Raw genomic sequence first — 15,423 nt, 5'->3', positions numbered from 1 at the left:
CGATGACACAACCTCACGTCTTTACGGTTACTTTGAACAGCGACAATCTGCATCACGGCCATCTCATATTGGTGAATCGCCAGTACCCGATTCGCTGGCAGACAGATGATGGTATCCTGCTGAACCGCATGCGGCTGATTGACGGAGCACACAACAATATGATGCTGGAAAACACGGCTGCAAAGATGTTTGCCAAACTGCTGAAAGCCTGCAACGCGGAGCATACAATCGTGCCTGTCAGTGGTTTTCGCAGTAAGGCGGAACAAAAGGATATATATGATCAATCCTTGCTCGAAAATGGACAGGTGTTTACTAGTCAATATGTCGCGCGTCCAAATGAAAGCGAGCATCAGACAGGGCTTGCGATAGATGTAGGGGAAAAGAAGGGAGAGATCGATTTTATCTGCCCATCTTTTCCCGATCATGGCGTATGCCGAATGTTTCGCCAACGCGCCAGTCAATATGGGTTTATCAAACGCTACGACAAAGGCAAGGAACAGCTGACAGGGATTTCGGATGAGCCTTGGCATTTTCGTTATGTGGGCTATCCGCATGCAGTTTTGATGGAAAAGCTCCAGCTTTGTCTGGAAGAGTACATCGAGTATGTGAAAAACTATGAATTTCATCAGGAGCATTTGCTAGTAGATGATGACAGCATTGAAATCTACTATGTAAAGGCTATCGATACAGTTACGCACATCCCGGTTGTGGCTGGTGAGAGCTACGAAATATCGGGCAACAATGTGGATGGCTTTATCATTACGGTGTTTCATCAGGAGGCATGTAATGAACGCGGGTAGTGAAAAGCAGTATGGCGGGCTGGATCGATTTCGAATCATGGCAGCGATCCTTGTCATCGCAATCCATACTTCTCCCCTGCTGTCCATAAACGAATGGGCTGACTTTACATTGACACGAACAATAGCCAGGGTGGCGGTTCCCTTTTTCTTTCTGTGCACAGGATTTTTCTTCTTGCAAAAGCTTGGCACAGATCGCAGCAGAAATGCGTCTATGCTGAAGCAGTTTTTATGGAAAGTAGGAAAGCTATATTTGCTTTCGATCCTTCTCTATCTTCCTGTGAATGTGTATGCAGGGTATTTTACGGATGGATTTACCGTATTTTCAGCAGTGAAAGACCTCTTGTTTAACGGGACCTTGTATCATCTGTGGTATTTCCCTGGCATCATGCTGGGGGTGTGTATCAGTACTTTTTTGTATACAAGACTATCGACGTGGAATACGTTTTGGGTGACTTTGCTGCTGTATGGCATCGGGCTATTGGGAGACAGCTATTATGGCTTGGCACAGATGAGTCCGTATGTGGACAGTATTTACCAATCGATGTTTACCTTGTTTGATTACACGCGGAACGGTATATTTTTTGCCCCTGTGTTTATTGTCATGGGAGGGATGACTGCCAATAACCGCAGGCGGAAAAAGAAAAAGATCACACCGTATGCAATCGGGTTTGTTTTGTTCGGAACCATGCTGGTAATGGAAGGCTTGCTTTTGCACGCTTATCAGCTGCAACGCCATGACAGTATGTATATTTTTTTAATACCGTGCATGTATTTTCTCTTTCAGCTTTTGCTGTTCTGGAAAGGCAAAAATCGCCCGGCGTTACGAAAGCTGAGCCTGTATGTTTATGTCATCCATCCGCTATGTATTGTGCTCATTCGCGGAGTGGCAAAAGTAACGGGACTGACAGGGCTGCTTGTTGAAAACAGCTTGGTGCATTTTACGCTGGTCACGGTACTGTCGTTTGTTCTCTCGGTGATAGTGATGAAGGTGATCCAGCACTTTCGAGGTGGGAAACCGGATCAAACCGGGCGAGCATGGGCGGATATCCATCTTCCTCATCTCCAGCATAATGTCAGGGAAATCCAGCGGGTTCTCCCCAAGGATTGTACAGTGATGGCAGTCGTCAAGGCGCAGGCATATGGCCACGGCGGATGGCAAATCGCGCGTTTTTTAAACAAGCTCGGGATTGACCACTTCGCAGTTGCCACAATCGATGAAGGAATCGAGCTAAGGAAGAAGGGCGTAAAAGGAGAAATCCTGGTTCTCGGGTATACCGATGAGCGACGGATACGCCAAATCGCCCGGTTCAAATTGACGCAAACCGTAGTAGATGACGAATATGCTAAAAAACTGAATGGCTACAACGTGAAAATCGCTGTTCATATCAAGATCGACACGGGGATGGGGAGACTCGGGGAATCTTGGGAACGCACGGAAAAAATTGCGGACATGTATCAATATAAAAATTTGCAGGTATGCGGTACCTTTACGCATCTAAGTGTGGCTGACAGTTTGGAAGCTTTGGATATCGAATACACGAAAAATCAAATCGCCCGTTTCCAGAAAGTGATCGAACAGCTGAAAGAAAAGGGGATTGATCCACAGAAGCTGCACGTTCAAAGCAGTTACGGCGTGCTGAATTATGGGGAGCTGCAATACGATTATGCTCGGATTGGGATCGCTCTCTACGGGATGTTGAGCAAGCAGGGAGACAAAGTGAAAACAAGCGTCGACCTACGACCTGTGCTATCACTGAAAGCAAGAGTTGTGCAGGTGAAACAATTGGAAACAGGAGCATCCGTAGGCTATGGACGCGCCTACACAGCGCAGAAAGACAGTAAGATTGCCATCGTATCCATCGGATATGCAGATGGGGTTCCGCGCATGCTGTCACAATCGGGCGCTACCTGCTTGATCAAAGGAAAAAGGCGACCGATTATTGGCTTTGTTTGCATGGATCAGCTTATCGTAGACATTACAGATATGGAAGGGGTGCAAAAAGGGGATGTTGTGACCTTTATCGGCAGTGATCAAGAAGAGGATATCACTCCCGAGGAAATGGCCCATCAATGTAAAACGATTACGAACGAGCTGGTAAGCCGTTTGGGAGAACGTGTCAAAAAAGTCTATCATGATTGAGCCCTGGAAGAAAACGAGTATAGGGAGTGGTTCATTTTTTCCATGGTAAAGAGAAGACATAGTTTTCGTTCCAAAATGCTTGGGCTTCTTGGGCTTGGCATGCTTCTGGCCGGTATCGTAACCTATCTGCTCTATAAAGTGCTCCAGTTTTACTATAAGGCGGGGGTTAAGTACGAAGATCGGCTCGCACAGGTTCGCTATTTCATCAGGGAGATGGGGGATATCAATTTCTTTTTGATTGTCTTTGCTCCCATTGCGATCTTGTTTTTCTATCTCCTGACCAAACGGTATGCTGGCTACTTTCGGGAGATTTCTACGGGCATTCATTATCTCGCCAGTGGAGACTTTACACGGCATGTCCATATTCCATCCAATGATGAGTTTGAAGAAATCGCCAAGGATATCAATCTAGCAAGCGAAATGCTGCAAAAGGCGGTAGAAAGAGGGGATTTCGCCGAAAGCAGCAAAGATCAGCTTGTTTTGAATCTCGCGCATGATTTGCGTACACCACTGACATCCGTACTGGGTTATCTGGATCTCATTTTGCGAGATGAGCAGATGACACAAGAGCAGATGCGGCATTATTCGACGATTGCTTTTACTAAGTCGCAACGATTGGAAAAGCTGATTGATGAGCTCTTCGAAATTACGAGAATGAATTACGGCATGGTCAACATCGAGCAAAAGGTCATTGATTTGAGTGAATTGCTTGTCCAGTTAAATGATGAGATGTATCCCTCCTTTGAGAAAAATGAGCTGGTCTCGCGGTGTGCGATTGCGGCTCAATTAGTGATCGTGGGAGATGGGGAGCTTTTGGCGCGCGTATTTGAGAACATTCTGACCAACGCGATACGCTACGGGGGCGATGGTCAATTTATCGATTTGAACGCTTATCGTGAGGGCGATGAAGTGGTTGTACAAATCATGAATTACGGTGACCAGATACCTGAGGAAGCCCTGCCGCATATTTTTGAAATGTTTTTTACGGGCGACAAAGCGCGAACTCATCTAGGAGGAGGCACAGGGCTCGGCCTGTTTATTGCGAAAAATATCGTCGAGAAGCATCGGGGAACAATTTCTGTTCAAAGTGATTTGATTCGTACGTGTTTTGAGGTCAGGCTGCCGTATGGATGAAATGATAGAGCAAGCAATAGTATATAAACTTCCAGCATAAATAAAAATGGGGATCCCAATTCTGGGTGGTGTGCGCAACTATTTACTTAGTTTTGGTAAAACATTCTTGTAACTATACCATTTGTAAAAGCTGAAGCAGTTAATAAGCCTGAAAAATAGAAAATGGGCTAGGGAACCTCATTCCCTAACCCATTTTTTCATTCATTTTGTTTAAATCAAATTCTCCGGGTTCAAGCCTTCCAGCTCTGGCAACACAAAACGCCCATCTTTTCTGATCAGCACATCGTCAAACCAGATTTCGCCGCCACCGTATTCAGGGCGTTGGATTTGGACCAAGTCCCAGTGAATGGAGGAGCGGTTGCCATTGTCTGCTACTGTGTAAGCATTCCCTGGCGTGAAGTGGAAGCTGCCCGCAATTTTCTCGTCAAATAGGATATCCAGCATCGGGTGGAGGATGTGCGGGTTGAAGCCAATCGCGAATTCCCCGATATAGCGTGCGCCCTCGTCAGTGTCGAGGATGTCGTTCAATGCTTTGGTATTGGAGCTGGTCGCTTCCACGATTTTGCCTTCTTTGAAAGTGAATTGCACATCATTGAAGGTAATGCCGTTGTAGATCGATGCCGCGTTGTAGAAAATGGTTCCTTCAACGGAATCACGCACAGGAGCGGTGTATACTTCGCCATCCGGGATATTGCGTTTGCCGTCACATTTGATGGCATTGATTCCTTTAATGGAGAAGCGCAGGTCCGTTTTTGGACCGACGATGCGTACGCGATCGGTGCGCTCCATCAGCTCTTTCAACGGAGTCATGGCTGCGGACATTTTCGCGTAGTCCAGATTGCAGACGGAGAAGTAGAAGTCCTCAAAGCCCTCGAGACTCATTTTGGACAGCTGCGCCATCGACTTGTTCGGGTAGCGCAGTACAACCCAGCGTTTGTTCGGAACGCGCTCGTTCGTATGTACAGGTTGATACAGGACGCGAGCGTAAATGCCCATTTTGTCTTCCGGTACGTCGGCATATTCGTTGATGTTGTCGTAAGCGCGGATGGCGATGTAAGCGTCCATGTCCTTCATCCGGTCATACTCGTATTTTGCCATCAGAGCCATGTGTTCTTCGCTCGTGCCTTGATAGAGTGCACGCATAATTTCCTGGTCTTTCAGGGTGACCAAAGGCAGAGCCCCAACTGCAAATGATTCACGCACAAGTGCACGAACGAGTTCAGGTTGCAGGCCTGTATTTTCGATCAGAACTTTTTCGCCTTTTTGCAAATTGAGCGAGTAACGGACGAGACGGCTTGCCAGTTCATTAATGCGTGGATCTGCCATAGGTGGTAACCTCCGTAGTAAAATAATTTTGATTAATGATTAATTTGTATTATTACATAACTGAGCGAAGGCTCGCCAGTATGTTTGATGCTTCGATTACAGGCAAGCCTCGTAGATCGCGATCACATCGGATTCATTCAATTTTCGTGAGCTAGGCAGATACCCGATTCCACGTCCGCCGATGCGGACAGCTTCTTCAGCCATTTGGGCCAGCGATTGTTTGGTCACACCGAAGTCGGACAGACGTTCTGTGATTCCCATGCACTCATACCAATGGCGAACGGCTTCAATCGTTGCTCGTGCTGCTTCGCCCTCGTCCTCCGCGGTAACGCCAAAGCAATGACGTCCCATACGGGCTAGTCTCTCGGGACGGTCTTGCAAAATCACCTGTTCGAAATAAGGAAGGGACAGGATCGCCAGTCCACGACCGTGGGCCATATCGTAGATTCCGCTCAGCGGATGTTCAATTCCGTGCAACGGCATACCAGCACCGCGACCACCAGCAGCGAAGGGACTGATGCCCAGCGTGCTCGCCCACAAAAGGGTGGATCGTGCTTCTGCATTGTCTGGTTGCTGGATCGCTGTGATGGAGTGCTCGACGACGAGACGAATAAGTGTTTCGGAAATACCGTCCTGAACGTGGGTTCCTTCCGCGCTGATCAAATAGTTTTCAAACAGATGGGAAAAGATATCAGCGCAAGATTCCGCTGTGACGCGAGCTGGAACGGTAAAGGTGACAGACGGGTCAAGAATGGCAATCTTCGGGTAAAGTGCTGGACCGTTGATCGAAGATTTTTCATGTGTGTCCCAATGAGTCAGGACGCTGATATGGTTTGCTTCCGAACCTGTAGCGGCTACTGTCGGGACGGTCATGATCGGCAATGCTTCCTGAACGGGTACCAGCAATTGACCAGAGCCGCTCGGATTTCCCCGCATGTAATCGTAAATCGGGCGTCCGGAAACGGCTACTGCCGCAATCGCTTTGGAGGCATCCATCACGGAGCCGCCACCGATAGCCAGGATGAAGTCGCACTGATGCTCACGGGCAAGAGCAGCTCCGGCATCAACCGTTGATGTACGAGGATTCGGTTCGATTTTGTCAAAAACAAGATACGCCACTTGAGCTTCCTGCAACAGAGCCTTGGCGCGGTCTAAAAGTCCTGTACGTTTGGCCGCATTGCCGCCTGTGACGAGCAATGCTTTTTGGCCCATCGATTTTGCTTCTTGGCCCAAACGTTCCAGTTCGCCCATGCCAAAGTAAATTTTGGTAGGAAAAGACACTTCAAATGGAAACATCTGAAATTCCTTCTTTCACGTATTGGTTGTACCACTGACAAGTTTATCATAAACAAAAGAAAAGAGCCTGCCCGAGAGGGAGGCTCATCATGTTCATGCAACGCGAAAGCGATCGCTGATTTCTTGCAGCCGCTCAGATAAGGATAGAAGCTCTGTTGCCAATTGACGTGATTTTTCAATGGAAGTGAGCTGTTCGCGCGAGGCGACCAGCATTTCTTCTGTGCTGCTTTTGGTCTCTTGTGAAATGGCAACAGCGAGAAAAGGGAGTGAGTAAATGGCGAAAGATAGCGTGCATCTCCAGTTGCCTCCTGATAAGTGGATGGTCGAAAAGTACCGGGAATAAGGACTATTGTAATCAGGAGATGTAAAGCTAGTATGGAGAACATGTAAACGAATGTTAACATCTACTGTTCGAAAAACATACAGTAATTCCCGAACGTTTGTCGAAGTCTATTCCAGCATTTTTCGTTGATAAATGCGTATGTTTGTGTTTTAATGTATTTGAAACGTTCGTGAATTAACCTAAACTCAACCTTTTTGACTGGGAAGGTGACTCCTACGGTGGAAAAACAGGAACAACTCTACGAAGGTAAGGCAAAACGTATTTATCGGACATCTTTGCCTGATCAGTACTGGGTAGAGTACAAAGACGACGCAACAGCATTTAATGGAGAGAAACGGGCGCAAATCACCGGAAAAGGTGAGTTGAACAACCGCATTACGGCAATCTTTTTCACCATGCTGAAGGAGCGGGGCATCGACAACCATTTTGTCCGTCTGCTGTCCGCCACAGAGCAAGTTGTTCGCAAAGTGGAGATTATCCCTTTGGAGGTAGTCGTTCGCAATATCGCAGCAGGCTCATTGGCCAAGCGTCTTGGCATGGAAGAAGGAACTGTGCTTCCGCAGCCCGTTGTCGAGTTTTACTACAAGGATGACGCACTGGGAGATCCATTGGTGAATGCCTCCCATATCAAAGTGTTGGGGATTGCAAGCGAGAGTGACCAAGCGACATTGGAGCGCATGGGTCTTGCTGTAAACGAGGTCCTCGTACCTTACCTGCGCGAGCGCAACATTACCTTGGTCGATTTCAAACTGGAATTCGGAAAAACAGCGGACGGGGAGATTCTCCTCGCCGATGAAATATCCCCGGATACATGCCGTTTCTGGGATTCAGTTACGAATGAAAAGCTCGACAAAGACCGCTTCCGCCGCGATTTGGGCAATGTGGAGGAAGCTTACAAAGAAATGCTTACGAGACTAGGAGGAGACGTACATGTTTAAAGCTGTTGTTTATGTAACATTGCGCGAGAGTGTTTTGGACCCGCAAGGACACGCTGTAAAAGGTGCTCTGCACACCTTGGGTTTTGATGAAGTAAACAATGCGCGCATCGGGAAGTACATGGAGCTGGAGTTGAACACTTCTGACCGTGCGAAAGCAGAAGAGCGTGTACGTGAAATGTGCGAAAAGCTGTTGGCCAATACGGTGGTAGAAGACTACCGCTTTGATATCGTGGAGGGCTAAGGATATGCGAGTAGCCGTTATCGTCTTTCCAGGCTCGAACGCCGACATTGATTTGTTTAACGCAGTTGAAGACGTAATGGGAGTGCCTGTGGATTACGTATGGCATTCCGATACGGATCTTTCTAAATATGATGCGATTCTCTTGCCAGGCGGATTCTCTTATGGAGATTATCTGCGCTGCGGCGCGGTCGCTCGTTTCTCACCCGTCATGGAGCAAGTAGTGAAAGCAGCGGAAGAAGGCAAGCTGATCATGGGAATCTGCAATGGCTTCCAGATCCTGACCGAAGTCGGGCTGTTGCCAGGAGCACTCTTGCGTAACCGTTCACTGAAATTCCGTTGCAAGCTGTCCGAATTGCGTGTGGAAAACAACGATACCTCCTTTACCCGAGATTTCGCGGCAGGGGAAGTCATCCAAATTCCGATCGCGCACGGCGAAGGAAACTATTACTGTGATGAAGAAACGCTGGCGAAGCTCAAAGCGAACAAACAGATCGTTTTCCGCTATCATGGCGAGAATCCGAATGGTTCACTGGATGACATCGCGGGCATTTGCAACGAACGTGGAAACGTACTTGGCATGATGCCTCACCCGGAGCGTGCCGTCCACTCTTGGATGACTTCCGATGACGGACGCCGCATGTTTACCTCGATCCTGAAGACTTGGAGGGAGCAGAACAGTGTCACAACTCACGCATAAAGAACCGACAGCCGAACAAATTGCCGATCAAAAACTATACAAAGAAATCGGTCTGACTGACGAAGAATATCAGCGTGTCGTAGAAATTCTCGGCCGCAAGCCGAACTGGACGGAGACAGGTCTGTACAGCGTCATGTGGTCGGAGCACTGCTCCTACAAAAACTCCAAGCCTGTCCTGCGTCGTTTCCCGACAAAAGGACCTCGCGTTTTGCAAGGACCAGGGGAAGGTGCGGGTATTGTCGACATCGGTGACAATCAGGCGGTTGTTTTCAAAATAGAAAGCCATAACCACCCATCTGCGATCGAGCCGTACCAAGGGGCAGCGACTGGCGTAGGCGGTATCATCCGTGACGTATTCTCGATGGGCGCGCGTCCGATTGCGCTGCTCAACTCGCTTCGATTCGGGGAACTCAAGTCTCCTCGCGTCAAATATTTGTTCGAAAACGTCGTTGCAGGTATCGCAGGCTACGGGAACTGCATCGGGATTCCGACTGTGGGTGGCGAAGTGAATTTCGACCCTACGTATGAAGGGAATCCGCTTGTCAACGCCATGTGTGTCGGCTTGATCGACCACGAGAAGATTCAAAAAGGGGTAGCGTCCGGTATCGGCAACCCTGTTATCTACGTTGGCGCAAGCACGGGGCGCGACGGTATTCACGGGGCGACCTTTGCATCCGAAGAGCTCACGGAAGAGTCGGAGAAAAAACGCCCGGCAGTACAAGTCGGCGATCCATTCATGGAAAAGCTCCTGCTGGAAGCGTGCCTGGAGCTGATCGACACGGGTATCGTCGTCGGGATTCAGGACATGGGAGCGGCTGGCTTGACGAGCTCCAGCTCCGAGATGGCATCCAAGGCAGGGAACGGAATCGAAATGAATCTGGACCTGGTGCCACAGCGCGAAGCTGGCATGTCTGCTTACGAAATGATGCTGTCTGAGTCTCAGGAGCGTATGCTCGTCGTCGTGGAAAAAGGCAAAGAAGCAGAAGCGATTGCGATTTTTGACAAATGGGGTTTGGCGTCCGCTGTCGTGGGCAAAGTAACCGAAGACAGCAAGCTGCGCCTGTTGCACCAAGGTGAGGTAGTAGCAGAGGTACCAGTAGACAGCTTGGCGGACGACGCGCCTGTTTACCATCGTCCATCTGCGGTGCCTGCTTACTACGAAGAAAACGCGAATGTAGATGTGCTGGCAGACATCCAAGAACCGAAAGATCTGAATGCTACGCTGAAAAGCTTGCTGGCTCAGCCAACAGTGGCGAATAAAGCGTGGGTATACGAGCAATATGATCACATCGTGCGGGCAAACACAGCTGTAAAGCCTGGTTCTGACGCTGCTGTTGTCATGGTGCGCGGTACTCGCAAGGCCCTTGCCATGAGTACGGATTGCAACGGTCGCTATGTGTACCTCGATCCAAAAGTGGGCGGTGCCATTGCGGTTGCAGAATCTGCGCGCAACGTTGTCTGCTCCGGTGCGGAGCCGCTGGCGATTACGGACTGCCTGAACTTCGGAAGTCCGGAAAAGCCTGAGGTGTTCTGGCAATTTGAAAAATCGTGCGAGGGCATGAGCGAAGCGTGCGTAGCACTCGATGCTCCGGTCATCGGCGGAAACGTATCTTTTTACAATGAACGCAGCGGTGACGCGATCTATCCAACCCCAACGGTGGGAATGGTCGGTTTGATCACTGATGTTGACCATATTACGACCCAGGATTTCAAAAATGAAGGCGATGCGATCATTCTGTTGGGCGAGACCTTCGCTGAGCTGGGCGGCAGTGAGTATCAAAAGATGGCTACGGGCAGCATTTCCGGACGTCCTCCGCAAATCGATCTTACCAAGGAAGCGGCAGTACAAAAGCTGGTTCTCACAGCGATTCGCCAAGGTCTGGTGAACTCCGCACACGATCTGTCCGAAGGTGGTCTGGGTGTCGCACTGGCTGAATCTTGCTTCGGCAAAGGCTTCGGTGCGCAGGTGACTCTTGCGTCCGAGCTGCGTGCTGACGTGCTCCTGTTCAGTGAATCTCAATCTCGCATCTTGCTCAGTGCATCTGGAGAGCATGCGGCGGCGATTCTCGCATTGGCAGGTGAACATGGCGTACCTGCTGAAAACATCGGTACGGTCGGCGGCGATCGTCTGGTAGTGAACGTAAACGGTACAGAAGCGATCAACGCTTCGACTCAAGAGGTGAAAGCAGCCTGGAAGGATGCGATTCCATGTTTGATCGGCTAATCTGGGACAAATTGAACGAAGAATGCGGCGTCTTTGGCATCTACAACCACAAAGAAGCATCCCAATTGACCTATTTGGGTCTGCACGCCCTTCAGCATCGCGGTCAGGAGAGCGCAGGTATCTGCGCCTCCGACGGCGAGAAATGGTATAAGCACCGCGGAATGGGTCTCGTGTCAGAGGCTTTTGGCAAGGGTGATCTGGAGAAGTTCAGCGGTCATATCGCGATTGGTCATACCCGTTATACGACTGCTGGTTCGAGCAAGATTGAAAACGCCCAACCGCTCTTTTTCCGCTATGCACAAGGCAGCATGGCAGTTGCCCACAACGGGAATCTCGTGAATGCCGCCGTGCTTAGAAAAGAGCTGGAAGCAAAAGGCTCCATTTTCCAGACGACCAGTGACACAGAAGTAATCGCGCATCTGATCGCTCGCTCTGAGAGCAAGGATTTGCCGGGAGCGGTAAAGGATGCTTTGCAATACATCAAAGGAGCGTATGCACTTCTCGTCATGAACGAGAATCAGCTCGTGATCGCCCTCGATCCGAATGGTTTGCGTCCGCTGTCATTGGGACGACTCGGAGATGCGATCACTGTCGCGTCCGAGACCTGTGCGTTCGATATCATTGGCGCGGAGTATTGGCGTGACGTGCAACCGGGCGAGCTGATCGTCATCGACAAGGATGGCATTACCGAAAGTAAGCATACCGAAGCAACACAGCGTTCGATTTGTACGTTTGAATACATTTATTTTGCCCGACCAGACAGTGACATCGACGGAATCAACGTCCACATGGCGCGCAAACGTCTGGGAAAGCAGCTGGCATTGGAATCGGCGATTGATGCTGATGTCGTCACAGGTGTACCAGATTCGAGTATTTCTGCTGCTATCGGATTTGCGGAGGCGACAGGAATTCCGTACGAAATCGGCTTGATCAAAAACCGCTATGTGGGACGTACCTTCATTCAGCCGAGTCAGGAGCTGCGTGAGCGCGCTGTCTATCTCAAGCTGTCTGCGGTTCGCAAAGTAGTGGAAGGCAAGCGCGTCGTTATGATTGACGACTCCATTGTCCGCGGCACGACGAGTAATCGGATTGTCCGCATGCTGCGTGAGGCTGGCGCCAAAGAAGTGCATGTGCGCATCAGCTCTCCACCTGTCATGAATTCTTGTTTTTACGGCATCGACACCTCGTCGCGTGAGGAACTGATTGCGGCGACCAAATCCGTAGAGGAAATTCGTCAAATCATTGAGGCGGATTCACTGTCGTTCTTGTCTGTTGAAGGAATGATCGATGCGATTGGCCGTACCGATTCGGCTCCCAATAGAGGACACTGCCTCGCATGCTTTAACGGAGAATATCCGACAGAGATTGAGTTCGAAGAAGCGCTACCTGCGCTCAAATGCTAACCGTACCTGTTCAGAAAGTCGTCTTTTCAGCACCGAGAAAGTAGCGAGAACCTGAAGAAGGAGGAGCGGAGTGTAGGGGACCTACATGAGCACCGGACTTCGAAGGTGAACGTTACTTTCGACGTCGAATTTGCTTTCATGATTACTTCGTGATCAAAAGATGACTTTTTGAACAACCGCTAATACAAGCACCTCTTGCTAGGGGGAGAAACGATGAGTGAAGCATATAAACAAGCTGGCGTAGACATCGATGCGGGCAACGAAGCCGTCGAACGCATGAAAAAGCACGTCAAACGAACATTCCGGCCCGAAGTTATGACTGATTTGGGCGGGTTCGGAGCGCTGTTTCGCCTGGATACCAAAAAATACGAGAAGCCGATTCTCGTTTCTGGCACAGATGGGGTAGGAACCAAGCTGAAGCTCGCTTTTGCCATGGACAAACACGATACAATCGGCATCGATGCTGTTGCTATGTGCGTCAATGACGTAGTGGTTCAAGGGGCAGAGCCGCTCTTTTTCCTCGATTATCTGGCAGTAGATAAGGTCATTCCGGAAAAAATCGAAGCGATTGTCAAAGGGATCGCGGAAGGCTGCTCCCAGTCCGGCTGCTCGTTGATTGGTGGGGAGACTGCCGAGATGCCTGGCATGTACGCAGAAGGCGAATACGACATCGCAGGCTTTACCGTAGGTGTCGTGGACGAGAGCAAAATGATTACAGGAGCGTCCGTGACGGCAGGCGATGTACTGATTGGTCTGGCTTCCAGCGGCGTGCATAGCAACGGTTTCTCGCTCGTTCGCAAGGTTCTTTTGGCAGACAAAGGCATGTCCCTGCATGATCATGTTGACGTATTGGGCAAAAAGCTCGGCGAAGAGCTGCTGACACCGACCCGCATTTATGTGAAGCAAGTGCTATCCGTTCTTGAGTCGCATGAAGTGAAGGCTCTGGCACACATCACAGGCGGCGGCTTTACTGAAAACATTCCACGCGTGCTTCCAGAAGGAATGCAGGCTGTGATCAACGTTGGTTCCTGGCCAGTACTGCCGATCTTTGAGCTCGTACAAGAGACGGGTAACATCTCTTACCCAGATATGTACAAAACGTTCAATATGGGAATTGGCTTGATGCTTGTCGTGAAGCCGGAAGACGCAGTGAGTATTATGGAAAAGCTGCAAGAGCTGGGAGAACAGGCGTATTTGATCGGACATATTCAAGCGGGAGAGCGCAAAGTCGTATACAACGGGGTGGAATGGTGAGAAAGCTGGCCATTTTCGCCTCAGGCAGCGGCTCCAATTTTGAAGCGATCGTGCAGGCTGTACAGGACGGCAGGCTCGCAGGTGTAGAAGTTGCCTTGCTCGTGTGCGACAAGCCCGGCGCCAAGGTTTTGGAACGTGCAGAGCGATTAGGGATCGACGCCTTTGTTTTTCAACCGAAGGAGTATGCAGACAAGGCTGCTTTTGAGCGGGAAATAGTGGCGCAGCTTCAAAAACGCGATATATCGCTGGTCGTGCTGGCAGGCTATATGCGGTTGGTGGGCGACACTCTTTTGTCATCCTACGAAGGAAAAATCATTAATCTGCATCCGTCGCTTTTGCCTGCTTTCCCAGGAAAAGACGCGATTGGTCAGGCACTCGCATATGGGGTAAAGATAACGGGGGTAACGGTACATCTGGTTGATGCCGGTCTGGACACAGGGCCGATCATTGCCCAGATTCCCGTAGCGGTGCAAGAAGCAGATACGGTTGAGACTTTGGCGGCTCGCATCCATGCTGTGGAGCATGAGCTTTTGGTAAAGGTCATTGGCTATTTAGCAGAAGAGAGAGTGAAGCTGGAAGGAAGGCTTGTCCAGCTGACGTAAAACGAGAGATAAAGAAGAAACCGACATCCTTTTGCGATGTCGGTTTTTTGGTCATCCGTTTTAGAAATACTTCTTCCTCCAAAACAGGAGGGCTGTTACTGACGTAATGGTGGTGCACATGATCATAATGATCGTGAATGCGTATGGATGATTCTGAAAAGGAAGCGCGACGTTCATCCCGTAAAAGGTGCCGATCACCATAGGTAAGGTGATGACAATGGTAATGGCGGTCAACAGCTTCAATACGCGATTCAGATTGTTGGAGATGACGGAGCCAAAGCCATTCATGATGTTCCCTAAAATGGCGGTATAGATTTCCGTCATTTTGATGGCCTGCTTGGTTTCGATTTTTACTTCTTCCAGCAGTTCCTTATCTTCTTCGTACATTTTTAAATAACTGCTGCTCCGAAGCAGGGAGATCAACAGACTGTTCGTTTCCAGAGACGTCGAAAAATAAACGAGGCTTTTCTGCAATTCAAGCAAGGTAAGCAGTTCATTGTTTTTCGTCGATTGCCGCAACGATTTTTCCAGCATTTCTGTCTGTTTGTTGATTTTTTTCAAGTACTGCAAATAATAGTGGGATGCATTTGATAAAATTTGCAGAACGAACCGGTTTCGCATGTGTGTGTGAAAGCTTTTCACTTTTCCTTGGATGAACTCATTCACGACAGCCGTTTCTACCAAGCAAACGGTTAAGATATAATCTTCCATTACCATGATTCCCAGAGGAACTGTCGTGTAGTTGTCCTTCGTCCCTTCCTTCGTGGAGATCGGGATGTCTACGTAGAGCATCACACGGTTTCCTTCCTTGTCGATCCGTCCGATTTCTTCGTCATCAAGGGCATCCTGCAAAAACTGAAGGTCAATCGACAACTCCCTGACGACTTGTTGCTTTTCTTGCTCAGAAGGATCGGTCAGATGGATCCAGCAGCCTTTTTCAAATTGATGCAGTTCTTCTATTTTTCCCATGGCATTCGTTTTGTAAATGTTCAACATGGTTTTCTCATCCTTTCGCAAATAAGGAT

Annotated in this window: 13 protein-coding genes; 10 read left to right on the top strand and 3 right to left on the bottom strand. The window is 49.3% G+C overall.

What is annotated here, in order from left to right; all coding sequences use genetic code 11:
- Window positions 1–2 precede the first annotated feature (2 nt).
- Genes C7R91_RS20965 through C7R91_RS20955 form a run of 3 tightly spaced genes read left to right on the top strand, consistent with a single transcriptional unit; the run spans window position 3 to window position 4,074 of the window.
- Entirely contained in the window at window positions 3–800 is a 798-nt protein-coding gene (locus C7R91_RS20965) for a M15 family metallopeptidase (protein WP_047072355.1), read from the top strand.
- Complete coding sequence (vanT, locus tag C7R91_RS20960) at window positions 787–2,940, top strand: serine racemase VanT catalytic subunit (RefSeq protein ID WP_047072354.1); 2,154 nt, start codon at window positions 787–789, stop codon at window positions 2,938–2,940. Before C7R91_RS20965 ends, vanT begins: the two co-directional genes overlap by 14 nt.
- A gap of 42 nt (window positions 2,941–2,982) precedes the next feature.
- Entirely contained in the window at window positions 2,983–4,074 is a 1,092-nt protein-coding gene (locus C7R91_RS20955) for a sensor histidine kinase (RefSeq protein WP_047072353.1), read from the top strand.
- A 210-nt stretch (window positions 4,075–4,284) separates the two neighbouring features.
- Here the strand turns inward: C7R91_RS20955 and C7R91_RS20950 are convergent, their stop codons facing one another.
- Together C7R91_RS20950 and C7R91_RS20945 are read right to left on the bottom strand one after the other, a co-directional pair.
- A complete protein-coding gene (locus C7R91_RS20950) occupies window positions 4,285–5,400 on the bottom strand; it encodes an aminopeptidase (protein ID WP_047072352.1) in 1,116 nt (371 codons plus the stop codon).
- A 96-nt stretch (window positions 5,401–5,496) separates the two neighbouring features.
- Window positions 5,497–6,696 (bottom strand): iron-containing alcohol dehydrogenase, encoded by a 1,200-nt coding sequence (locus C7R91_RS20945; protein ID WP_047072350.1) that lies wholly within the window; start codon window positions 6,694–6,696, stop codon window positions 5,497–5,499.
- Between the two features lie 561 nt (window positions 6,697–7,257).
- Between C7R91_RS20945 and purC the strand changes: the two genes are divergently transcribed.
- From purC to purN, 7 genes are all read left to right on the top strand, one after another.
- Complete coding sequence (purC, locus tag C7R91_RS20935; RefSeq protein WP_012684340.1) at window positions 7,258–7,977, top strand: phosphoribosylaminoimidazolesuccinocarboxamide synthase; 720 nt, start codon at window positions 7,258–7,260, stop codon at window positions 7,975–7,977.
- Complete coding sequence (gene purS, locus C7R91_RS20930; RefSeq protein ID WP_047072349.1) at window positions 7,970–8,218, top strand: phosphoribosylformylglycinamidine synthase subunit PurS; 249 nt, start codon at window positions 7,970–7,972, stop codon at window positions 8,216–8,218. Before purC ends, purS begins: the two co-directional genes overlap by 8 nt.
- A 4-nt stretch (window positions 8,219–8,222) precedes the next feature.
- Window positions 8,223–8,915 carry a phosphoribosylformylglycinamidine synthase subunit PurQ gene (purQ, locus tag C7R91_RS20925; protein WP_047072348.1) on the top strand — a complete coding sequence of 231 codons (693 nt, stop codon included), beginning with the start codon at window positions 8,223–8,225 and terminating at the stop codon, window positions 8,913–8,915.
- Complete coding sequence (gene purL, locus C7R91_RS20920) at window positions 8,896–11,139, top strand: phosphoribosylformylglycinamidine synthase subunit PurL (protein ID WP_047072346.1); 2,244 nt, start codon at window positions 8,896–8,898, stop codon at window positions 11,137–11,139. Before purQ ends, purL begins: the two co-directional genes overlap by 20 nt.
- Window positions 11,124–12,542, top strand: a complete 1,419-nt coding sequence (purF, locus tag C7R91_RS20915; protein ID WP_047072344.1) for an amidophosphoribosyltransferase — start codon at window positions 11,124–11,126, stop codon at window positions 12,540–12,542. Before purL ends, purF begins: the two co-directional genes overlap by 16 nt.
- A gap of 213 nt (window positions 12,543–12,755) precedes the next feature.
- Window positions 12,756–13,796, top strand: a complete 1,041-nt coding sequence (purM, locus tag C7R91_RS20905) for a phosphoribosylformylglycinamidine cyclo-ligase (protein ID WP_047072342.1) — start codon at window positions 12,756–12,758, stop codon at window positions 13,794–13,796.
- A complete protein-coding gene (purN, locus tag C7R91_RS20900; RefSeq protein ID WP_047072340.1) occupies window positions 13,790–14,398 on the top strand; it encodes a phosphoribosylglycinamide formyltransferase in 609 nt (202 codons plus the stop codon). The genes purM and purN overlap by 7 nt, the downstream gene beginning before the upstream one ends.
- Window positions 14,399–14,458: 60 nt before the next feature.
- Here purN and C7R91_RS20895 read toward each other — a convergent pair whose 3' ends face one another.
- Window positions 14,459–15,394, bottom strand: a complete 936-nt coding sequence (locus C7R91_RS20895; RefSeq protein WP_047072338.1) for a magnesium transporter CorA family protein — start codon at window positions 15,392–15,394, stop codon at window positions 14,459–14,461.
- Window positions 15,395–15,423 lie beyond the last annotated feature (29 nt).

The organism is Brevibacillus formosus (assembly GCF_003013405.1).
Classification (GTDB): Bacteria; Bacillota; Bacilli; order Brevibacillales; family Brevibacillaceae; genus Brevibacillus; species Brevibacillus formosus.
This window is presented reverse-complemented; position numbering and strand designations above follow the sequence as displayed.

Coding starts and splice junctions, on each gene's coding strand:
- purF (WP_047072344.1), top strand. CDS start 11,124: ATGTTTGATCGGCTAATCTGGGACAAATTGAACGAAGAATGCGGCGTC.
- purM (WP_047072342.1), top strand. CDS start 12,756: ATGAGTGAAGCATATAAACAAGCTGGCGTAGACATCGATGCGGGCAAC.
- C7R91_RS20945 (WP_047072350.1), bottom strand. CDS start 6,696: ATGTTTCCATTTGAAGTGTCTTTTCCTACCAAAATTTACTTTGGCATG.
- vanT (WP_047072354.1), top strand. CDS start 787: ATGAACGCGGGTAGTGAAAAGCAGTATGGCGGGCTGGATCGATTTCGA.
- C7R91_RS20895 (WP_047072338.1), bottom strand. CDS start 15,394: ATGTTGAACATTTACAAAACGAATGCCATGGGAAAAATAGAAGAACTG.
- purQ (WP_047072348.1), top strand. CDS start 8,223: ATGCGAGTAGCCGTTATCGTCTTTCCAGGCTCGAACGCCGACATTGAT.
- C7R91_RS20950 (WP_047072352.1), bottom strand. CDS start 5,400: ATGGCAGATCCACGCATTAATGAACTGGCAAGCCGTCTCGTCCGTTAC.
- C7R91_RS20955 (WP_047072353.1), top strand. CDS start 2,983: ATGGTAAAGAGAAGACATAGTTTTCGTTCCAAAATGCTTGGGCTTCTT.
- C7R91_RS20965 (WP_047072355.1), top strand. CDS start 3: ATGACACAACCTCACGTCTTTACGGTTACTTTGAACAGCGACAATCTG.
- purS (WP_047072349.1), top strand. CDS start 7,970: ATGTTTAAAGCTGTTGTTTATGTAACATTGCGCGAGAGTGTTTTGGAC.
- purN (WP_047072340.1), top strand. CDS start 13,790: ATGGTGAGAAAGCTGGCCATTTTCGCCTCAGGCAGCGGCTCCAATTTT.